Annotated in this window: 18 protein-coding genes, 1 tRNA gene and 1 pseudogene; 16 read left to right on the top strand and 4 right to left on the bottom strand. The window is 68.3% G+C overall.

Going from position 1 to position 20728, the window contains the following annotated elements:
* The first annotated feature begins 142 nt into the window (after positions 1 to 142).
* The 8 genes from Q5425_RS21045 to Q5425_RS21080 all read left to right on the top strand — a co-directional run bounded on the left by Q5425_RS21045 (position 143) and on the right by Q5425_RS21080 (position 8348).
* Positions 143 to 1072 (top strand): ABC transporter permease, encoded by a 930-nt coding sequence (locus Q5425_RS21045; protein WP_308673977.1) that lies wholly within the window; start codon positions 143 to 145, stop codon positions 1070 to 1072.
* A complete protein-coding gene (locus tag Q5425_RS21050) occupies positions 1065 to 2018 on the top strand; it encodes an ABC transporter permease (protein ID WP_308673978.1) in 954 nt (317 codons plus the stop codon). The genes Q5425_RS21045 and Q5425_RS21050 overlap by 8 nt, the downstream gene beginning before the upstream one ends.
* Positions 2019 to 2022: 4 nt before the next feature.
* On the top strand, positions 2023 to 3018 hold the full coding sequence (locus Q5425_RS21055; protein WP_308673979.1) for an ABC transporter ATP-binding protein: 996 nt from the start codon (positions 2023 to 2025) through the stop codon (positions 3016 to 3018).
* Positions 3011 to 4009 (top strand): dipeptide ABC transporter ATP-binding protein, encoded by a 999-nt coding sequence (locus Q5425_RS21060; protein WP_308673980.1) that lies wholly within the window; start codon positions 3011 to 3013, stop codon positions 4007 to 4009. The genes Q5425_RS21055 and Q5425_RS21060 overlap by 8 nt, the downstream gene beginning before the upstream one ends.
* Positions 4010 to 4111: 102 nt before the next feature.
* On the top strand, positions 4112 to 5809 hold the full coding sequence (locus Q5425_RS21065; protein ID WP_308674005.1) for a S8 family serine peptidase: 1698 nt from the start codon (positions 4112 to 4114) through the stop codon (positions 5807 to 5809).
* Positions 5810 to 5888: 79 nt separating this feature from the next.
* The gene (locus Q5425_RS21070) at positions 5889 to 6725 is read left to right on the top strand and encodes a hypothetical protein (protein WP_308673981.1); all 837 of its coding nucleotides are present in this window, start codon (positions 5889 to 5891) and stop codon (positions 6723 to 6725) included.
* Between the two features lie 46 nt (positions 6726 to 6771).
* Positions 6772 to 7539, top strand: a complete 768-nt coding sequence (locus Q5425_RS21075) for a hypothetical protein (protein WP_308673982.1) — start codon at positions 6772 to 6774, stop codon at positions 7537 to 7539.
* On the top strand, positions 7536 to 8348 hold the full coding sequence (locus tag Q5425_RS21080; RefSeq protein ID WP_308673983.1) for a hypothetical protein: 813 nt from the start codon (positions 7536 to 7538) through the stop codon (positions 8346 to 8348). Before Q5425_RS21075 ends, Q5425_RS21080 begins: the two co-directional genes overlap by 4 nt.
* On the opposite strand, the gene Q5425_RS21085 is transcribed toward Q5425_RS21080, so the two are convergent.
* The gene (locus Q5425_RS21085; RefSeq protein ID WP_308673984.1) at positions 8326 to 9819 is read right to left on the bottom strand and encodes a S10 family serine carboxypeptidase-like protein; all 1494 of its coding nucleotides are present in this window, start codon (positions 9817 to 9819) and stop codon (positions 8326 to 8328) included. The two genes, Q5425_RS21080 and Q5425_RS21085, sit on opposite strands and share 23 nt — an antisense overlap.
* A gap of 48 nt (positions 9820 to 9867) precedes the next feature.
* On the opposite strand from Q5425_RS21085, the gene Q5425_RS21090 reads away from it, so the two are divergent.
* The 4 genes from Q5425_RS21090 to Q5425_RS21105 all read left to right on the top strand — a co-directional run bounded on the left by Q5425_RS21090 (position 9868) and on the right by Q5425_RS21105 (position 12800).
* The gene (locus tag Q5425_RS21090; RefSeq protein ID WP_308673985.1) at positions 9868 to 10527 is read left to right on the top strand and encodes an endonuclease V; all 660 of its coding nucleotides are present in this window, start codon (positions 9868 to 9870) and stop codon (positions 10525 to 10527) included.
* Positions 10524 to 11207: a uracil-DNA glycosylase gene (locus Q5425_RS21095; RefSeq protein ID WP_308673986.1), complete on the top strand. Its 684-nt coding sequence runs from the start codon at positions 10524 to 10526 to the stop codon at positions 11205 to 11207. The genes Q5425_RS21090 and Q5425_RS21095 overlap by 4 nt, the downstream gene beginning before the upstream one ends.
* Before the next feature lie 84 nt (positions 11208 to 11291).
* Complete coding sequence (locus Q5425_RS21100) at positions 11292 to 12626, top strand: NAD(P)/FAD-dependent oxidoreductase (RefSeq protein WP_308673987.1); 1335 nt, start codon at positions 11292 to 11294, stop codon at positions 12624 to 12626.
* Between the two features lie 100 nt (positions 12627 to 12726).
* Positions 12727 to 12800 (top strand) — tRNA-Leu (locus tag Q5425_RS21105).
* A 593-nt stretch (positions 12801 to 13393) separates the two neighbouring features.
* On the opposite strand, the pseudogene Q5425_RS45750 reads toward Q5425_RS21105, so the two are convergent.
* A pseudogene (locus tag Q5425_RS45750) lies at positions 13394 to 14539 on the bottom strand (recombinase family protein); the annotation flags it as partial.
* A gap of 747 nt (positions 14540 to 15286) precedes the next feature.
* On the opposite strand from Q5425_RS45750, the gene Q5425_RS21120 reads away from it, so the two are divergent.
* Genes Q5425_RS21120 through Q5425_RS21135 form a run of 4 tightly spaced genes read left to right on the top strand, consistent with a single transcriptional unit; the run spans position 15287 to position 18723 of the window.
* Positions 15287 to 15661: a hypothetical protein gene (locus Q5425_RS21120; RefSeq protein WP_308673990.1), complete on the top strand. Its 375-nt coding sequence runs from the start codon at positions 15287 to 15289 to the stop codon at positions 15659 to 15661.
* A 13-nt stretch (positions 15662 to 15674) separates the two neighbouring features.
* A complete protein-coding gene (locus tag Q5425_RS21125; RefSeq protein ID WP_308673991.1) occupies positions 15675 to 16571 on the top strand; it encodes a hypothetical protein in 897 nt (298 codons plus the stop codon).
* Positions 16568 to 17713 (top strand): hypothetical protein, encoded by a 1146-nt coding sequence (locus Q5425_RS21130; RefSeq protein ID WP_308673992.1) that lies wholly within the window; start codon positions 16568 to 16570, stop codon positions 17711 to 17713. Before Q5425_RS21125 ends, Q5425_RS21130 begins: the two co-directional genes overlap by 4 nt.
* Before the next feature lie 11 nt (positions 17714 to 17724).
* Positions 17725 to 18723 carry a hypothetical protein gene (locus Q5425_RS21135; protein WP_308673993.1) on the top strand — a complete coding sequence of 333 codons (999 nt, stop codon included), beginning with the start codon at positions 17725 to 17727 and terminating at the stop codon, positions 18721 to 18723.
* Positions 18724 to 18872: 149 nt separating this feature from the next.
* On the opposite strand, the gene Q5425_RS21140 is transcribed toward Q5425_RS21135, so the two are convergent.
* A complete protein-coding gene (locus Q5425_RS21140) occupies positions 18873 to 19847 on the bottom strand; it encodes an S-4TM family putative pore-forming effector (RefSeq protein ID WP_308673994.1) in 975 nt (324 codons plus the stop codon).
* Entirely contained in the window at positions 19844 to 20710 is an 867-nt protein-coding gene (locus tag Q5425_RS21145; protein ID WP_308673995.1) for a CBASS oligonucleotide cyclase, read from the bottom strand. The genes Q5425_RS21140 and Q5425_RS21145 overlap by 4 nt, the downstream gene beginning before the upstream one ends.
* Between the last annotated feature and the right edge of the window lie 18 nt (positions 20711 to 20728).

Here is a 20728-nt window from a genome sequence, read left to right on the forward strand (position 1 = left end):
GTCCGCGACGAGCAGGAACAGGCCCGCTACCTGCGCGAACTGGTGGAGATCTTCGAGGCGGAGGGCGTCGACGCGGCTGTGGTAAGGCGGGTTCTAACCCGCCTTACCACTCACGACGGCCGGCGCGCACTAGGAACTCGTCATGATCCGCTATGTCCTGCGACGGCTGCTCCAGCTGATCCCGGTGTTCTTCGGCACCACGTTCCTCATCTACGTCCTGGTGTGGGCCGTGCCCGGCGACCCGTTCTCCGGCAAGTGCGGCCAGGCCGCCTGCCCGGCGGCCTACATCACCCAGATGACCGAGAAGTTCCACCTCGACGACAACATCTTCGTCCAGTACGTCAAGTACCTCGGGAGCCTGTTCACCGGCGACTGGGGTGAGACCTTCAACGGCACCTCCGTCGGCGAGCTGATCGCCACGTCCTACCCGATCACGCTGCGCCTGGCGGTGATCGCCGTGGTCATCGAGGCGGTCATCGGGCTCACCGCCGGCGTGCTGACCGGCCTGCGCGGCAAGGGTTTCCTCGACAACCTCGTGCTGGTCTCGACCACCTTCCTGATCTCGCTGCCGGTGTTCGTCACCGCGATCGTGCTGCAGCTCGCGCTGGGCAGCAGCGGCCTCGGCTGGATCGAGGCGAGCGTGTCGGACGACCCGGGCATCGGCGAGCTCATCGTGCCGGGCATCGCGCTCGGCAGCCTGTCCATGGCGTACGTGGCCCGGCTGGCGAGGACGAGCATCGCCGAAAACCGCCGCGCCGACTACGTCCGGACGGCGATCGCGAAGGGCCAGCCCCAGAGCCGGGTCGTGCTCGTGCACCTGCTGCGCAACTCGGTGATCCCGGTGCTCACCTTCCTCGGCATCGACCTGGGTGCGCTGATGGGCGGCGCGATCGTCACCGAAGGCGTGTTCAACATCAACGGCCTCGGCGGGCTCATCTTCCGCGGCATCCAGAACCGGGAGAGCGCGACCGTCGTCGGTGTCGTCGTCCTGCTGGTGCTGGTGTACCTCCTGATGAGCCTGATCGTCGACCTGCTGTACGCCGTTCTCGACCCGAGGATCCGCTATGACTGACCCGAACCTGGTGAGCGGCGGCGGGGCCGGCGCGGCCGAGCTGTCCCGGGTGGACGACTCCGCCACCGGCCCGCAGCGCCCCCGCAGCCTGTGGGGCGACGCCTGGCGGCAGCTGCGGCGCAAACCGGCGGTGATCGCCTCGGCGGTGATCATCCTGTTCATCGTCCTGATCGCGATCGCGCCCGGCCTGTTCAGCTCGCGCGAGGCGGGCTTCAGCGACCTCGCGCACGCCAACGAGGGCCCGTCGGCGGAGGCCTGGTTCGGCTACGACAACCAGGGCCAGGACGTCTACGCCCGCACGATCTACGGCACCCGCGCGTCGCTGCTGGTCGGGGTGTTCTCGACGCTGCTGACCGTCCTCTTCGGATCGCTCGTCGGCATTATCGCCGGCTACTACGGCCGGCTCGTCGACAGCCTGCTGTCGCGCTTCGGCGACATCTTCGCCGGCCTGCCGTTCGTGCTCGGGGCGATCGTCATCCTGACGACGTTCAACGCACCCGGTTCGAACCCGGGCGCGGTGACGATCATCGTCCAGGTGGTCTGCTCCATCGCGGCGCTGAGCTGGCCGGTGGGCATGCGGATCATGCGCTCGGCGACGCTGGTGGCCAAGCAGCTCGACTACGTCAAGGCCGCGCGCGGCCTCGGCGCGAGCACCCCGCGGATCATCTTCCGGCACCTGCTGCCGAACACGATCGCGCCGGTGCTGGTGTACGCCACCATCGCGCTCGGCGCGTTCATCGGGGCCGAAGCGACGCTCGCCTACCTCGGCATCGGCGTGCGCGCGCCGGTGATCTCGTGGGGCGTGCTGATCGCGGACTCGCGGGACTACTTCCGCAACGACCCGCACATGCTCCTGTTCCCCGGCGCCTTCGTCACCCTGACCGTGCTGGCCTTCGTGATGCTGGGTGACGGCATCCGCGACGCGCTCGATCCGAAGTCGAGGTAAGTCCTTGTCCGACAACGAACTCCTGCTCGAAGTAGAAGATCTGCACGTCGAGTTCCGCACGTCCGACGGCATCGCGAACGTGCTCAACGGCGTCGGCTACTCGGTGCACGCGGGCGAGACGCTGGCCGTGCTCGGCGAGTCCGGCTCCGGCAAGAGCGTCACGGCGCAGACCGTGATGGGCATCCTCGACACACCGCCCGGCGTGATCACCGCCGGTGCGGTCCGCTGGCGCGGCGAGGACCTGCTGACGGCGTCCGAAGAACGCCGCCGCGAGGTGCGCGGCAGCGAGATCGCGATGATCTTCCAGGACGCGCTGTCCGCGCTGAACCCGGTGTTCACCGTGGGCTTCCAGATCGAGGAGCAGCTGCGCGTCCGGCTCGGGATGTCCAAAAAGGAGGCCCGCAAGCGCGCGATCGAGCTGCTCGACACCGTCCGCATCCCGGCCGCCGAACGCCGGACCAAGGACTACCCGCACCAGTTCTCCGGTGGCATGCGCCAGCGGGCGATGATCGCGATGTCGCTGGCCCTCGACCCGGACCTGCTCATCGCCGACGAGCCGACCACCGCCCTCGACGTCACCGTGCAGGCCCAGATCATGGACCTGCTGGAGGAGATCCAGGCGGAGCGGAAGATGGGGCTCGTCCTCATCACCCACGACCTGGGCGTGGTCGCCGAGGTGGCCGACCGGATCGCGGTGATGTACGCGGGCCGGATCGTCGAGCAGGCCGACGCCGTCGAGCTGTTCCGCGCGCCGGCCCACCCCTACACCGCCGCGCTGATGGACTCCCTGCCCCGGCTCGACCTCAAAGGACAGACGCTGGAAACCATCAAGGGCCTGCCGCCCAGCCTGCTCGACATCCCGCCGGGCTGCCCGTTCCACCCGCGGTGCAAGCGCGCCGAGGACCGCTGCAGCGTCGACGTCCCGCCGCAGCACGCGATCGGCTTCGGCCGCACGAGCGCCTGTCACTTCGCCGAAGAGGTGGTGAGCTCCCGTGCCTGACCCCATTCTCTCCGTGACCGACCTGAAGAAGCACTTCCCGGTCCGCACCGGCATCCTGTTCAAGCGCACGATCGGGCAGGTCAAGGCGGTCGACGGCGTCTCGTTCGACCTGATGCCGGGCGAGACGCTCGGTGTCGTCGGCGAGTCCGGCTGCGGGAAGTCGACGCTGGCCCAGGTCTTGATGCGCCTGGAGGAGCCGACGGGCGGCACCGCGAAGTTCGAGGGCCGTGACATCTTCGCGATGCGCGGGGCCGAGCTGCGGAAACTGCGGCGCGAGATCCAGATCGTGCTGCAGGACCCGTACACCTCGCTCAACCCGCGCATGACCGTCGGCGACATCGTCGGCGAGCCGTTCGAAATCCACTCCGAGGTCGCCCCCAAGGGCTCGCGGGCGGGCAAGGTGCGGGAGCTGCTGGAGGTGGTCGGGCTCAACCCCGAGCACCTCAACCGCTACCCGCACCAGTTCTCCGGCGGGCAGCGCCAGCGCATCGGCATCGCGCGGGCGCTCGCGCTGCGGCCGAAGGTGATCATCTGCGACGAGCCGGTGTCCGCTTTGGACGTCTCGATCCAGGCCCAGGTGATGAACCTGCTCGGCGACCTGCAGGGCGAGTTCGGCCTGTCCTACGTCTTCATCGCGCACGACCTTTCGGTGGTGCGGCACCTGTCGAACCGGGTCGCGGTGATGTACCTCGGCAAGATCGTCGAGCTCGGTACCGACGAGGAGATCTACGAGCGGCCGTCGCACCCCTACACCCAGGCGCTGCTGTCCGCGGTACCGGTGGCGGACCCGGCCGTGCGCGGGCGCCGCCAGGTGATCCGGCTGACCGGCGACGTGCCGAGTCCCCTGGATCCCCCGTCCGGGTGCCGGTTCCGCACGCGGTGCTGGAAGGCCCAGGACCGGTGCGCCGAGGAGGTCCCCGCGCTCGTGCCCAGGACGGACGGGCATCTGTCAGCTTGTCACTTCGCCGAGCAGAAGTCGGTTGTTCCATAACGTACGTTTGGCCGTTGTTTACGCATTGTCCGGTCTATACGGTGCAGGAACCGCTTTCCGAGGAGGAGAATCGTGAAGAGACCCAGGCTTTTCGCCGCGGCCATGGCCGTCCCGCTGTTCGGGGCGCTCTCGGCCGTCGCGGTGCCCGCCGCTTCGGCGCAGCCCGCGCTGGCCGGCCCGGCGACCGAGTTCACCGTGCTCGCCAAGGACGTCCAGAGCGTCGCCAGTGCGCAGAAGGCGATCCGTGACGCGGGTGGCACCGTGCTGGCGACCAACTCCGCCGTCGGCCTGATCAAGGCCAGCGCGCCGGCCACCGGGTTCACCGAGCGCGTCACGGCGAACCGCGCCGTCTTCGGCGCCGCCAAGGCCCAGGCCATCGGCTCGGTGCCGAAGATGGGCAAGAAGACCAAGGGCGACGCCGGCGTGGAGAAGGAAGGTCGCGGCGCCGGTGCGAAGAAGGCCGCCGCGGCGAACCAGGCCGTCGGGATGGACCCGCTGGACGACCAGCTCTGGGGCCTCAAGTCCGTCCGCTCGGACCTCTCGCGCACCAAGCAGGCGGGCAGCAAGCAGGTCAAGGTCGGCGTCATCGACACCGGCATCGACGGCTCGCACCCGGACATCGCGCCGAACTTCGACCTGGCCGACTCGCGCAACTTCACCCGCGACATCCCGACCGACGTCAACGGCGCCGAGGTCGACGGGCCGTGCGAGTTCCGCGGCTGCGTCGACCCGGCCAACCACGACGACGGCGGCCACGGCACCCACGTCGCCGGCACCATTGCCGCCGCGGCGAACGGCTTCGGCGTCTCCGGTGTCGCCCCCAACGTGACGCTGGTGAACATCCGCGCCGGCCAGGACTCGGGCTTCTTCTTCCTGCAGCCGACCGTCGACGCGCTGACCTACGCCGGCGACGCCGGCATCGACGTGGTCAACATGTCGTTCTACACCGACCCGTGGCTCTACAACTGCACGGCGAACCCGGCGGACTCGGCCGCCGAGCAGGCCGAGCAGCGCACGATCATCGAGGCGACCCAGCGGGCGCTGAACTACGCGCACCGCAAGGGCGTCACGATGCTGGTCGCGCTGGGCAACCAGCACACCGACCTCGGCGCGCCGCAGCCGGACACCACGAGCCCGGACTACCCGGCGAACAGCACGCACCCGCGCCCGGTGGACAACTCGAGCTGCCTCAACCTGCCGGTCGAGGGCAACCACACGATCGGTGTGAGCGCGTTCGGGCCGTCGCAGAAGAAGGCGGACTACTCGAACTACGGCCTCGAGCAGATCTCGGTGTCGGCGCCGGGCGGCTACTTCCGCGACTACTTCGGCACGCCGTGGTACCGCACGGTGGAGAACGAGATCCTTTCGACGTACCCGAAGAACGTCGGGATCGCCGAGGGCAACATCGACGCGGACGGCAACATCACCGAAGCCGGCCTGATCGCGGGTATCAAGAAGGCGACCGCGGCCGACGGCCGGGTCGGCTACTACCAGTGGCTGCAGGGCACGTCGATGGCGACCCCGCACGCGACCGGCGTCGCGGCGCTGATCATCTCGCAGTACGGCAAGAAGGCGCACGGCGAGTTCGGCATGGACCCGGACAAGGTCCAGCGCGTCCTCGAGGGCACGGCGGCGAAGATCGCTTGCCCGGTCCCGCGGACGGTGGACTACCTGAAGGAGGGCCGTGACGCGTCGTTCACGGCCACCTGTGAAGGCGACCTGTCGTTCAACGGCTTCTACGGCCACGGCGGGGTCGACGCCTACGCGGCGGTGACGCGCGGTTCGCAGTACCTGAAGTAAGCACGCTCGACAGGCCGCCCCGGGAAGACAACCTTCCCGGGGCGGCCTGCGTGTACGCCGGGACTGGGGGAGGTTGCGGTTGATCGTGCGCGAACCGGCGTTGCCGGTGGATCTGAGGTTGCCCGGCGAGCCGACGGTGCTCGAGGTGGGCCGCACCCGGCTGTGGCTGGGCCGCCGCGGGGTGACGGTGTGGCTGCCGACGCGGCTGCTCGCCCTGCGCATCGGCGGGCGCGCCATCGGCGGGCGGGGGATACCCGGCTACGCGATCGTCATCGCGGCCCTGTGGGTGTCCACCGGCGTGTTGTTCGAGGCGGTGGAGCTGCCGGGGCGAACCGCGGTCCTGGCCGTGCTCTTCGCCGTGTTCCAGGTGGTGCGCTGGCGGAACGCCCAACGCCGTGAACAGCTCGCCGAGCGCCTGACCGGCGCCGGCGCACCGCCCCCGCTCCGGAGTGCGCTGAAGCAGGTCGGCTGGTGGTACCTGATCTCGACGGCCCTCACGTTCGCCGGCGGGGCGGCGCTGTGTGCGGCGGCCTTCCTGACCGCGCCGCAATTCACCTGGAAGCACTGGTACCCGCCGTCCGTGGCGATCGGGGTGCACACGTGCGCGCTGGCGGTCGGTGCGGGCGCGACCGCGCTCGTGCTGGGCCGGGTGCTCCGCGCACCGGTCATCGCGGAGGACGGGACGTCGCAGCTCGTCGACGGGCTGCTGCGAGCCGAGGACCCGTACCGGTTCGCGTCGAGCGTCATGTATGCCGTCCTGGCCATGCCGGTCTTCGTCGTCGACTGGGCGTGGCCCGGCCCACTGGGGTGGTGCGCGCTGGTGTACCTGGTGGTCGTGACGGCGATGCAGCTGACCGGCTGGCTGCTGGTCCGCCGCCGGTACCGCCGGCTGCCGCCCGGTTTCTACGGCCGGTAAACCTTTCCGGGCCTTCGGGCGTGTACGACGGGACAGGGGAGGTTCGATGGTTGTGGCAGGACCGAGGCCGGCCGCCGCCGACGTGGCGGGGGCGCGGATGTGGCTCGCCCGGCGCGGCGTGGCGGTGGACGAGCCGACACCGCTGCTCGCGTTGCGCATCGGGGTCCGCGTGCGGGCCACGCGGTCCTACCTCGGCTTCAGCCTGCTTTCGGTGGTGGTCTGGATCGTCGCCGTGTTCCCGCCGGTCCCGGTGGTCGCGCGGTTCCTGGTGTTCAGCGTGGTCTGCGCCGCTTTCCCGCTGACGCGGTGGCGGCGGGTGCGCCGGCACGACCGCGCCGCGGCACGCCTGGTTCCCGCGGGCGCAAAGCCGTCGTGGCGGGTGGCGGCCGGGCAGGTGGGCTGGTGGTACCTGGCGGCGGCCGGCCTCACGTTCGCCGGCGGGGCGGTGCTGTGCGCGGGGTTCGCCGCCGGTCCGGTCGCCGCCGCGGGCTGGGCGGCGGCACTGGCGATCGGGGCTGCGAGCACGGCGCTGGTCCTGGGGCACGTCCTGCGCGCCCCGGTGATCGCCGAGGACGAGGCCTCGCGCGCCGTCGACGCGGCCCTGCGGGCCCACGACGCCGCGGTATTCGCGTTGCCGTACCCCTTCGCGTTCCTCGCCTGGATCGACCTGGCCACCACCTGGCCGTGGCCGCCGGCGCGGATCGCGGCGCCGGTGGCGTACCTCGTCCTGGTGCTCGCGGCCTCCATCGGCGCCGCGATCGCGCTCCGGCGCCGCCGCCTGCCGCCCGGCCGGTACGGAACAGTGACCCCGTGATCGCCCCGGTGACGGACGCGGAGCGCGCGGCGGCCGGTCGCTGGCTGGTCAAGCACGGCGTCGAGGTGCCGACGCTGACCGAGCTGCTGGCGCTGCGCCTGGGCTTCCGCGGCGGCGCCCGGCCGCGCGGGTCGTGGTGGTGGGCCGTCGTGGCGATCGTGGCGGTGGTCACGGCCGACGCCGGTGTCCGGCTCCTGCCCGGCGTCCGCGGCGCGGAACTGACCGAGAACGCCTACATGTACTACATCGTCATCGCCTTCCAGCTGATGGCCTGGCTACCGGTGCGCGTGCGCGACCGCCAGGCACTGGCGTCGGCCGGAACGCCGGCGCTCGAGCGGCCGCCGGGTACCGGGCTCGGCGGCTGGGACATCGCGACGCTGCTGATCACGTTCGCCGGCGGCGCCGCGCTCGGCGGCACGATGTTCGTGACGACACCGTTCCGGGCGTACGCGGCGAGCTGGCTCGGCCTGCTGGCGATCGGCGGCGCCGTCGCGGCGGTGATCCTGACCGGCACCCTCCGGCGCCCGGTCATCGCCGAGGACGAGACGTCCCGGGCCGTGGACGCCGCCCTGCGCATCCAGGACCCGCTCTTCGCGCTTCCCGCCGTCTACACGCTGCCCGTGCTCTTCGACGCGCTGGACCACGTGCAGCCGCCGGGGTTCACCCCGTGGCTGATCGGGTACGCGGCCCTCGCGGTGGCGACGCAGGCCGTCTCCGCGTTCGTGAACCTCCGGCGGGGCCGGGCGGTGCTGGCCGCGGCGGCGCCCGGGGGCGCCGCCGGCCGGCTCAGCGGTTCGACGCCTTCTTGACGAACTTGGCCAGGTCCTTCGACTGCTGCACCCGGGTCGGCTCGTGGACGTACATCATGTGGCCCGCCGGGTAGTACGCCGTGTCGATGTTGTCCCGCAGTTCCTCGGGGATCTGCAGATGGGCCAGCACGTGTTCGGCCGCGTAGTAGGCGGTGGCGCCGTCGTAGTGGCCGAAGGCGACGTGCACGCGCAGGTGCGGGTTCGAGCGCATCGCCGCGCTCACCGAGTCGACCACCGACACCGAGCGGCCCTCGAAGTCCGAGTACGACCACGCCTTGAACGTGTCCTCGCTGATGATCTCGTAGGGCAGGTCGTTCTCGTACCCCAGCTCGGCCCGCACGTAGTGGTTGAACGCCGCCGCGTACGCGCCGACCACCCGGGAGATCGACGGGTCGTCGCTCATGTGCTCGCGCCCGCCGTCCGGCTCCCACGTCGTGAACCGGCCGTCCATCCGGCCGACCACCAGGCCGCGGTCGCGCAGCAGCTCGGTGAAGAACCGGACGTGCTCGATCCGCAGGTTCACCCGGTCCACATAGGACTCGGTGAGCCCGGTCAGCGACGCCAGCGTGGCCACCGCCTCGGCCCGGTCCTGAGTGGACAGCCGGGCGCCGCGCGAAAGCGCGTACGGCAGGTCCTTCGCCGCGAAGTCCTCGGCGTCGGCGAGGACGTCGTCGAGCGGGCGGTCGCCGTGCAGCCCGTGGTAGTGCGCGATCGCCGCGTACGTCGGCACGTACAGCGAGTACGGCAGGTCGTTGCCCTCGGTGAACTGCAGGGTGCCCAGGTCGAGCACCGAGGAGATGAGCAGCAGGCCGTTGAAGTACAGCCCGTGCCGGTCCTGCAGGTGCGCGGCCAGCCCGGCGGCGCGCAGCGTGCCGTACGACTCGCCGGCCAGGAACTTCGGCGACAGCCAGCGCTGGTGGCGCGACACCCACAGCCGGATGACCTCGCCGACCGACTCGATGTCGCCCTTGAAGCCGTGGAAGTCCTTCGTCTCGCCGCCTTCGGACGCGCGCGAGTAGCCGGTGGACACCGGGTCGATGAACACGAGGTCGCTGTGCGCCAGCAGCGTTTCGGGGTTGTCGGCCAGCCCGTACGGCGGCGGCACGAGGTCGTCGACGTCGCCCGAGAGCACCCGGCGCGGCCCCAGCAGGCCCATGTGCAGCCAGATGCTCGACGAGCCGGGGCCGCCGTTGAAGGCGAACGTCACCGGCCGCGAACCCGGGTCGGCGTCGTCGAGGGTGTAGGAGGTGATGAACACCTCGGCCTTCGCCTTGAAGCCCTCGGACTTGCCGTCCTTGACGATCTCCTTGCGGAGGACGATCCGCCCCGCTTTCGCCGTGTACGCGAGCGTCTTCCGCTTCACGGTCAGGGTGTGCCGGGTCGTGACGATGTCGTCGGTCGGCTCGGCCGGGATCTCGGTGGTTTCCGCGGCCTTCTTCTCGGGAGCCTCTTCGGTGTTCGTGTCCGCCATGGACCCAACTTAGTCGGCGGGGCCGGGCGGCTGTGGCAGGGTGACCTGGTGCACACCGGGAATTGGCCGGCGACGGTCGAGGAGGCGCTCGCCGAGCAGGAACGGCTCCGCGGCCGGGTCGAGCTGATCGACGACTGCCCCGAGCTGCCGCCCACGGTCACCGGCCTCGACGTCGCCTACGACGACACCGGCGGCATCGCCGCGGCGGTCGTCACCCTCGAGACCGCCGGGCTCACCGTGGTCGAGGAGCGGACGCACCGCGCGAAGGCCGTCTTCCCGTACGAGCCGGGCCTGTTCGCTTTCCGCGAGCTGCCGCCGCTGCTGGCCGCGCTCGAGCGGCTGGAGCGCGCGCCCGACGTCCTGGTCTGCGACGGCCACGGCCTCGCGCACCCGCGGCGCTTCGGCCTGGCCTGCCACCTCGGCGTGCTGACCGGGCGGCCCGCGTTCGGCGTCGGCAAGACGCGGTTCGTCGGCACGCACGGCACCCCGGCGCCCGTCCGCGGATCCTCGGTGCCGCTGGTCGACGCCGGGGAAGAGGTCGGCGCGGTGCTGCGGACCCAGGACGGCGTCAAACCGGTGTACGTCTCCGCCGGCCACCGCATCGACCTGGCCCACGCCTGCCGGCTGACGCTCGCCCTGACCCCGCGCTACCGCCTGCCCGAGACCACCCGGCACGCCGACCGGCTCTCCCGGACGGCGCTGCGATGAGGTCGCTCGCCGAGCTGGACGCGGCGGTGGCCGGCTGCCGCGCCTGCCCGCGGCTGGTCGCCTGGCGCGAAGGCGTCGCGGGCACCAAGGCGGCGTTCCGCGGCGAGGAGTACTGGGCGCGCCCGGTGCCGGGCTTCGGGCCGCCGGACGCGTCGCTCGCCGTCGTCGGGCTGGCGCCTTCGGCGCACGGCGCGAACCGCACCGGCCGGATGTTCACCGGCGACCCATCGGGTGATTTCCTGTTCCGCGTCCTGCACGAAGTCGGGCTCGCTTCGCAGCCGACGTCGACGGCCATCGGCGACGGCTTGGAGCTCTACCGCACCCGGCTCGTTTCGCCCGTCCGGTGCGCGCCGCCGGAGAACAAACCGACGCCGGCCGAGCGGGACACCTGCCGCCCGTGGCTGGCGGAGGAGCTGGCGCTGTTACGTCCGACACTGCGGGCGATCGTGGTGCTCGGCGCGTTCGGCTGGCAGGCGTTGCTCCCCGTGCTCGGCGCGGCGGGCTGGCCGGTGCCGCAGCCGCGTCCGGGCTTCGCGCACGGAACCGTCGTGGAGCTGGGCGACCTGCGCCTTTTCGGCTGTTATCACGTTTCGCCGCGCAATGTCCAGACCCACCGCGTGACCCACGCCATGGTCGCGGACGTCTTCCGCGCCGCGACCTCGGTGACAGGACCGGACTGAATCGTTACGGAAACCGCAGCGACGCTGGTCACAGCCGGATGGGGCCCCCGAGCGGGGTCGCGGCGAAGGTGTCACCATGAGGACATGGCTGCTGCGAAGTCGAAGTCGGAACCGACTCGGATCCTCGTCCTCGGTGGTGGGTACGTCGGGCTCTACACGGCGTACGGCCTCCAGAAGATGCTCCGGGCCAACGAGGCCTCCGTGACCGTCGTTGACCCGCAGCCCCACATGACCTACGCGCCGTTCCTCCCGGAGGCCGCGGCCGGCGCGATCGAGCCCCGGCACGTGGTCGTGCCGCTGCGGCGGGTGCTCAAGCGCTGCCACGTGCTGACCGCGCGCGTCACCAAGATCGAGAACGAGAAGAAGTCCGTCACGGTCGAGGCGGCCGACGGCCACGTCGAGCAGCTCGGCTACGACATCCTCGTCGTCGCCCTCGGCGCCGTCGCGCGCATCCTGCCGATCCCGGGCCTGGTCGAGCAGGGCATCGCCTTCAAGACCATCGGCGAGGCGATCTACCTCCGCAACCACATCATGACCAAGCTCGACGAGGCGGCCAGCACGCTCGACCCCGAGCTGCGCAAGCGCCTGCTGACGTTCACCGTCGTCGGCGGCGGGTTCGCCGGCATCGAGGCGCTGGCCGAGCTCGAGGACATGACCCGGTTCGCGGTGGAGAACTACTACCCGAACATCAAGGTCTCCGACATCCGCTGGGTGCTCGTCGAGGCCGCCGGCCGGATCCTGCCCGAGGTCCGCGAGACCCTGGGTGTGTACACGGTCGAGCAGCTGGAGAAGCGCGGCATCGAGGTGTACCTGTCGACCGCGGCGAAGTCGTTCGAGAACGGCCACGTCGTCCTGTCCGACGGCACGGAGTTCGACACGGACACGATCATCTGGACGGCGGGCGTGAAGGCCAACCCGGTGGTGGGCCAGTCCGACCTGCCGGTCGACAAGCGCGGCCGCCTCGAGGCGACCGCGGCGATGCAGGTGGTCGGCCACCCGGACGTCTGGACGGCGGGCGACAACGCGGCAATCCCGGACTTGTCCCGCACGGAGGACGACCCGACGGCGACGTGCCCCCCGAACGCCCAGCACGCGGTCCGCCAGGCCCGCCTGCTGGCGAAGAACATCATCAAGGTGCTGCGCGGCGGCAAGCCGAAGGACTACTACCACAAGAACCTGGGAGCGGTGGCGAGCCTCGGCCTCCACAAGGGCGTCGCGGACGCGCTGAACCTGAAGATCAAGGGCTTCCCGGCGTGGCTGTTCCACCGCGCCTACCACCTGAAGGCGATGCCGACGTGGAACCGCCGCATCCGGATTCTGTTCGACTGGATCCTGGGCGGGTTGTTCCGGCGTGAGGTGATCTCGCTCGGGCAGATCAACAACCCGAAGGACGAGTTCGCGCGGGTTTCGAAGTCTTGAGTTTGTTTTGAGCGGAAGCCCCCGGCCCTTGCGGTTGGGGGCTTCCGGTTTTTTGGGGGACGGCCCTGCGCTTCGGGCGTCATCACCTAGAGTGTGCGGTGCCCCCGTAGCCCAACCGGCAGAGGCAGTCGACTTAAAATCGATTCAGTGCGGGTTCGAGTCCCGTCGGGGGCACGTACGCAATCCGCACCTTCGTCGTCTGTCCTGGCCAGCCCGCCGGCCGCGTCCGCGACGTCGGCCAGCCGGTCGGCAGGCAGGTGGATGCTGATCGTTGCGCGGCCGCCCGCGCCGTGGAGCCGGATGTGCAGCCGGGTGACCTCGAAGAGCGGTCGCAGGAGGTCTTCTGGGGCTTCCAGCAGGTGAGCAGCCAGGTAGGGCAGTGCGTCGAGCAGTTCCAAGTTCTCCGGCGTGGGCCGGTCGGTCCTAGCGGTCTTCGTGTTGGCGGCCAGCGCCGCCTCGGTGGCTGACTTCTCAGCGTCGAGCTCGTTGTAGGTGGCGCGCAGAGCCTTGGTGAAGGGGTCGTCCGGGTCTCCGTCCATGGCTTGGCGCAGGACGGCGGCTTGGCGGCGTTCGATGTTCGCCACGGTCCGCTTCAAGCGATCTTCGTCAGCTTGTCGCTGACGATCGGCAGTGTCGTCAACGCTGCTGAGCTCGGCAGCCAGGGCCTCGCGACGGTGTTCGCCGAAGATTCGCTCAGCGAAAAAGCTGGTCACCGCGTCCAGGATGCCGTCTTCGCGGACGTATACGCTGTGGCTGGCCTGCGCCTTGTTGTTCTTGTCCGGTTTGCACTGGTAGTACGAGGTGGTGCCGCGGCGTCGGCAGCCGAACATGCGGCGGCCGCAGTCGCAGACCACCATTCCGCGGAGCAGGTACTTCCTGCGGGTCTGGGGGTGCTTGCTCAGTCGATGGCCGACCTCGATGGCGCGTCGCCGCGGCCGGCGGCCAGCGGCGATCTCGTCGTACATCCACTTCGGAATCAGAGGCTCGTGGACCGGTTCGGGTGACCAGACCCAGAGCATGGGGTCGTTGACCTTGCCGTGCCGTGAGCGGCTGGCCCGGCGGTTGAACACTTGGTATCCGGTGTACTTCGGGTTGCAGAGGATCTCGTAGACGCTGGTCTTGCCCCAATGCCCCCGGGCGCGGTCTGGGTTCGGTGGTGTCGGCGGCGGGTACTTCTTGAGGTCTTTATTCAGCCGGTCCGCGATGGTGTTGTAGCCGAGGCCCTCGTGGTGGCGCCACGCTGCGATCTGGGTGACGGTCTCGCCGCATCGTCCGTCCGGTTCGAGCCGCGTCTTGGTCTGTCCTTTGGCAGCCTTGGTCGGGTTGGGATGCCGGTAGGTCTTGGCGCGGTAGCCGTAGGGCGGTTTGCCGATATTCCAGCCGTCGCGGACGTGGGTGCACAATCCGCCCCAGGACTGTTCCAGGGTGTTGAGGACCTCGTACTCGGCGACGGATTGGTTGATGCGCCGCTGCAGGATCCGCTGGGCGCGGCTGCCGGAGAGTGTGATCGGCTCGTTGGAGGCGAAGAGCGGAACGTCTGCTTGTTCGAGGGCTCGTTCGATCGACAGGCCTTCGAAGGCGCGCCGTGCGACGCGGGAGATGCTCTCGCAGATGACCACGTCGAATCGGCGGTCCTGCCTCCTGCTTTCGGTCAGGAGGTCGGCGATGCCGCCGTCGCGGGCGATCGGGATGTCGAAGCGTTCGTAGCCGGAGCCGTGACCTCGGCGGTCGAGTTCCATGCGGCCTGACTCGACGTCGTAGAAGTGAGCGACGATGACCCAGGACGTCGGTATTGTGGTTTTGCAGTTACCGAGCTGGCGTATCAAGGACTGGCGGGGGTCCTGCTGGTCCTCAGTGGAGGTCCGCCCCAGGAAAGCTACCCTGACCTCGCCGCGCAGGAGAGCGGTCGGCATCCCGAGCGGGGATACTGCGTAGTCCGAGAGACCGGAAGGGCCCGAAGTAAAAAGGTCGTCGCCTTCCACTATGCCGCCTCCCTGTTGCGGATCGTACTGTCGTCGGTTTCTATTGAGGCCCAACGTAGTAGACTTCGAACAGTCGACGCCAAGTTCCTCTGCATTTCTTCGCCAGCTTTGCCTTCAATAAATTGTACATCGATGCAAAATTCTTGAAAATCGGTGCCGTGTTGCTGTGTGATGCGAGTGTTCGACATGGCGGTGCTCCTGGCGGGCGAGGCGTGACGCCTCTGACTCCGCATTCGAAAGCCTTTGGAGACACGGCCGGCCAGATCGATACGTTCGAGGGAGTTCACAGTGGAGCACTTCGAAGCGGCTATCCGGAGGGTTCTTGGTTCGAGTCCAAGCGGGGAGCAAGGCCCAGGTCGCAGACCTGGGCCTTTTTGCTACCTACGAGTAGGGGCGATTTTAGTGTCTATCTTGACGATCGCCCAAACGGCAGCCGTTGGCGGCTCCGTGTCGTCGGCTGAGCTAGACGGGCGCGACCACTGATCGTGCGGGTCCCTGCGAGCGGATCGGCGCACGCCCGGTGTTGAGGTCCGAGCAGAGTCACCCTGCTGGAGCGGCCGCGGTTCAGTCGTCGATCCGAGTGGCGCGCGCCGCGATGCGGTGAGTAGAAACAAACCACTCGGCTGCGACGACTATGCATCGTTAGAGTCGCTGGTATTCCTATGTCGAAGGGATGAGATGGAGTCGTTTGACGAGGGGCTTCGGTGCCAGGACGTCCATGCTGGCCTGCGTAACGTCGACCCGAACTCAGGCGCCCTGACTCCGCTGGCCGAGACTCAGCTGATCGGGATGGCCGCGAGCCTGGCCGCGCTCATCCGCGGCCGAGACGTGATCGCGGACGCGCAGGCGCTGCGCGCCGTGGCGGCCGAGCAGCTCGATGTCAACCAGTTCGCCTTCGACGCTGTCATCGGTGCTCTAGCCGACGTTGACTTCGTGCAGGGGGTGCAGACCTCGGGCGGCAGGATCACTCGCTTCACCGAGAACGTCCCCTACTACGACGACCTCTACGCCGAGCTCGGCGTAGAGGTCGTCGCGGGCGCGTCAGCCCACTGACCTCGAGCAGCAGATGGTGGTGCTGGTCGACCACCTCGCCGACACCCCGGTGCCGGTCGAGGAACTTGCGGCCCGCGTCGGCCTGGACACCGCCGCCGTGCCGCAACTCCTCGCGGTCGGCGGCCGAGCGGAGCTTGTCAAGACTATCCCTCTGCTGGACGGGGACGTGGTCTACTCGCCGTTCTTCGGGTTCGAGAACCCTGACGTTGTCGGCGACCTAGTCCGCGAACACGGCCCGGCACAGCTGGCCGACGCCTTCGCCGCCCTGCGCGGCGAACAAGGCATGCCGATCACCGACGCGCAGCCGGTGCTGCAGGACGCCATCGGCCGCGGACTTCTGCTCGCCCCGGCGGTAGAACTGCCGAACCACACCGTGCAGCCGTTCGCCGCCCTGCCCTACACCCTCGATCGGGAGCTGCTGCGCGGACGGAAGCCGGTGCTGGAGAAGGCCCTGGCGGTGCTGGCGTGCCTGCGCTGCGGGCAGCACTTCGGTGGGTTCACCCGCCTCTCGGCCGGTGCCCTGGTTAACGTGATCGACAAGCTGCTGGACCCTCACCGCGGGTTCCTGCAGCCCCACAGTTCCCACGAACGCCAGTACCGGCTCATGCACTCAGCCGGAATCATCGCCTTCGACCCCGACCCGTACCCAGGCGGAAGCTGGGTGCAGCCCCGGTTCATCGACACCCAAGACAACCGGGACGCCCTGCGCATCGCACGCGATCTGATTACGCACGGCGAGCCTGTGGCAGGGCGAGTCGGCGACGATCAAGCGCGAGCCGCGCTCGTGCTCGAGCAACCCTTCACCGCGCCTATGCAGACCACGGCTCGGCTTCGGAACAGGGCTACGGTGTCGCCCAAACAGTGGCAGTCCGTGGTCGACGCGGCGCTGGGGCGGGGACGGATCCGATGAGCGAACAAGACCTCGGCCTCAAAGTCGCTTCCCGCCGTCTGCTGTGGCGGATGGGCTACACCACCCGTCTCGACGTGCAACTTCGCGGCGCTGGTGGCCCCTCAATGGCGTCAGACACGTCGAAGGAATGGGGACGGCGTACCGGACAACCCGAGTCGTTCACCGACCTGGACGTACTTGGTCTGAGCCTCACGGGCGGGGCCCGGTTGCACAGCACCATCGTGGACTGCAAGACCACCGAACGCGGGTCCACCGGCCGGATGTTCTGGGTGCGCGGCGTAGGGGACTTCTTCGCCGCCGACGACGCCTACATGGTCCGTGACTCGGTTGTCACCGACGCAGCCCGGCAGCTCGCCGTCCGGCTGGGGATAACCACACTGACCAGCAAGGACCTCAGCAGGCTCGAAGAGTTGCACCCGTGCGACATCCCGCTGGACACCGCGCCGATCTCGTACCTGTTCGACGTCGACAGTGCAGCGAATGTCCTCGCCGCCTTCAACGGCCTGAACAAGAAGCTCAAACCGCTGCTGGACTACCGGGAGTTCGGCTACTGGCTCCACGACGATCACCGCAACCTGATGCAACTCGTCGAGTATCTCCGAGCCTGCGCCGACCTGCTCGACCCGCGCATTCCCCACCACCTCGCACTAGTGCTTGACCTGACCTGGCTCTACCTTGTCAGCTTGAGCCAGGCCATCCACGTCGTCCGGTCTGCCCACGTATCCGACCCTGACCGCGGCCTACAGGAGTACCTGTTCGGCGGGGTAGCCGGCCTGCGAGAGAAAGAACAGCTATCCGGACTACTCGCAAGCCTCCGTGAAGGCGGAGCGCTGCCCGCGGAGGTCCGAGTGGACCCCCTGCCGGACTACTACCCCAAGCTCCGTGAACTGACCACCAGGGTCATGCGCCGACCTGATCGAGTGTTGCCGGCACTACGGCTGCTGGAGGTGCTGACCACAGCGATCGCGCTGGTCCAGCGTGTCGAACCAGCCGAACTCGGCTCGTTGCACGAAGACCTCGCCGCGAAACAGGCTGCTGACGTTGTTCAGTTTCTGGTGAGTACGGCCGGGCTGGATGACGGATTCCGAGCTCGGGCGAGGTCACTCCTGTTCGGCGAACCTGTTCCGAGGGCGACCGAGTAGGCTACGATCTCATGCCGGATCTAGACCCTATCGGATCGATGGATCGAGTGCTTTCGGACATCGTTGCTGGAGTTCAGGCCCGTCCGCCTTACCCGAGTTCGCCCCAGCAAAAATGGCGGAATAAGCTGCAAGTGGCGATCAAAGGTTCGGTTTCCTCTCGCAGGATCATTCTCACCGGATCATGGAGTCACGGGACACCCATAGCAGGTTTCAGCGATGTCGACCACTTTGTTGTTCTCCGAGGAGAACGGCCATTGTCGTCGCATACTGCGCTGGAACAGCTCATGGATACGTTTGAGAACAATCTCAGTCGTAACTCCGATATCTCGCTCTCGGTGCCCACTGTGAGTATACTAGACCCGTTCGACGGAAATATCCTTGAGTACGCGCCAGCTTATCCGGAGGAAGGTGGGGGTTATTGGATACCGGGTATCGGCGAAGAGATCTGGTTGCTGAGCGATCCGGTCGCTCACATAACCTTTATCAATCGCGCTGATCGAGCCTCGTCGCGGGCGCGAATGCTGATCCGTCTAGTCAAAGCGTGGAAGTACGCCAACGGCGCGCAGATCATGTCTTTGTATCTGGAAATGCTAACGGCGCGCCTGTTGCTCGAAGGAGGGACTGGGCGCTACCTGGATGACCTCGTCGGAGTGCTCACCATCATGCTAAGAGGACGTCTCGCCGAAATTCCCGACCCCAGCGCGAGTCGGCCGCGATTCATTGCAGCCCTTGCTGGCGAAACGAGTAGTGCTGCCCGGGAGCTGGCACTGCTTGCCGACTCCATTGATCGGCTGCATCGTGTTGAAGCCGCAGCTAAAGGGGGTGCGAACGATCAGGCCGAGCTGTATCTCAGGGAGATCTTTCAGTTCGGCAAAGCGAGGCATGTCGATCGGAATAGCCGGGTCTTCGCCACGCGGAGAGATCCGACGAGGAACTACCTGGCGGGCGTGCGATCCGAATCGCCCAGGGCTAGTCGCTACTCGAGTGACTCGCCCCGCGGTAAGCTCTGACTGACCAGGTCGTCGTCGCTTCTCTCCGGTGGACCGGCTGTTGGTTGTAAAGAGCTCGGAGTGTCGGTTCCACGTGATAGCGGATGGCAAGGACCTGTCTCCTTCGTCATCCCCGACGTCTGTCGAATATTCTGATCCAATTCGAAATTCTATGGTGAAGCCGGTGGAGGGGTTTCGCCGGCGAGGCGAACGCGGTGACCTTCAGCTGTCTCGCCGAAATCGCGTTCGTCTTCGTTGCGGAAAAGCTTGTAGAACCGCTCGGGCACGCGGGTGGCGTCCAGACGGGTCCGGAGCACGCCGTCCTGGATATCGCGAGCGACGTTGCGCAGGCGGTGCCATTCAGTGTCAGGCACAGGCCCGGGCTTCCCGTTGCTCAGTTCCGCAATAACGACCTTGGCGAGTCGCTCTCGCTCCTCAGCGACCTTGCGCTGGCCGGACCAGATCTCGTAAGCGATCTGATACGCCGCCAGAGACGGCGCGAAAAAGCTGAGGACCGTGTCGAAGAGGGTCGCATTTGTGACGGCGAGGCCGACGAGGAGGCCGACGGCTGTCCAGAGCATCGCGGCCGCGGCGATGAGGTGGCTGTAGCGGCGGCGGAGACGGGCATCCCAGGCGAGGTTTTGCTCCTGTGCGATGAAGACGTCGTAGGGGTGGTGAACGCCGTGTGTCGGGTCGTACCAGCCGGCCGTGATGCGCTTGTCCTTTTCGCCACCACGCGCAAGTCGACGCGCAAGGCGGCGGACATCTGGCTCGGGGACCGGATCGCCCGCGACGGTGGCACGCCACGGCATATGGAACAGGGCGGTGTCGAACATCTCCTGAAGCAGGGCACCCTGGCGGGCAGTGCTTCCGGCGAGGCCCTTCAGCAAGAACGCGGAGACGACGAACCAGAAAAACCCGACGATGGAGACCACGGCTTTGCCGTGGCCGACCAGCGTGATCACGATGCCTGCGGCGGCGAGCGCGAGGGCAGCGGCGACACGCACGGCCTCCAGCCGCTGGCCCCGCTGGTGGCTAGCCGCCGCGGCCCGTTGGAGAAGGATCATGTCGTCGTCGAGTTGCCGCTCGTGGATGGCACGGGGTGGGATCCCACGAACGCCGGTGGGGTCGGTGGAAAGGTTCACGGCTTGGTCATCCGGTTCCCGAAGAGCTTCTTCCACTCGTCGTAGGCGGCGCGGTCCTGTCCGTCGTCCTCGAGGTCGACGGCGCGCTCCGCAATGGTACGGGCCTGGTTGAGCGCGCTGGCCGCAGTGAGCTTCTGCGTCATGTTCATGACGGCGTTGACGTCGCCGCCGAGGCCGGCGGGGTCGGGCCACTGGTCGCTGACGCGTTCGGCGGCGGTGGCCAAGAACAGTACGATCTCGTCCTGGTAGCGCCCGATCGGCGGCTTCACCAGAGACTGGGCCATGACCTCCAGGAGAAAGGAGGGCGAGACGGGTTCGCCGAGCTCGCGGTTGATGCCCTTGATCATCTTGACGAAGGGGACGTACTTGCCGTCGCAGTCGGCGTTCTTGTCGATGCTCAGCTCGTGGTGGCGCTTGGGGTTGGTTGCGAGCCAGTTGGCCGCCGAGGGGTTGGGGATGTAGTAGCCGCCTTCCGCCCGCTTGAAGGCGGGGACCACGTCGATGGACATGACGTCGTCGTCAGGGCCGTAGGGGACGACGATGGCCATGCCATCTCGGGCGGCGCCGGACCACTTCTGGCGGAGCAGGGTTTCCAGTGCGTTGATGACCTGGATGGGGGACTGGTTGCGGAAGCCGGCTTGCGTTCCGTCGGCGTCGAGGACGACGAAGATGTCGATGTCTTTGAGCTTCTTCGTCTTCGTGTCGCGCCGGTAGCTGCCGGTGAGGAAGTCGTCGGCGAGGTCCCAGTGCGACCGCACGAAGTTGCGGATGGCCTCGTGCCGCGCCTTGGCCAGGTTCTGCTCGGTTTGGGTGATCTCAAGGTTGTGCTTGAGCCTGGCGAAGGCGTCGTCGATGTATCCCATAACGGTGTTCCTGCTCGT

The sequence above is a fragment of the Amycolatopsis sp. A133 genome, assembly GCF_031082405.1.
Classification (GTDB): Bacteria; Actinomycetota; Actinomycetes; order Mycobacteriales; family Pseudonocardiaceae; genus Amycolatopsis.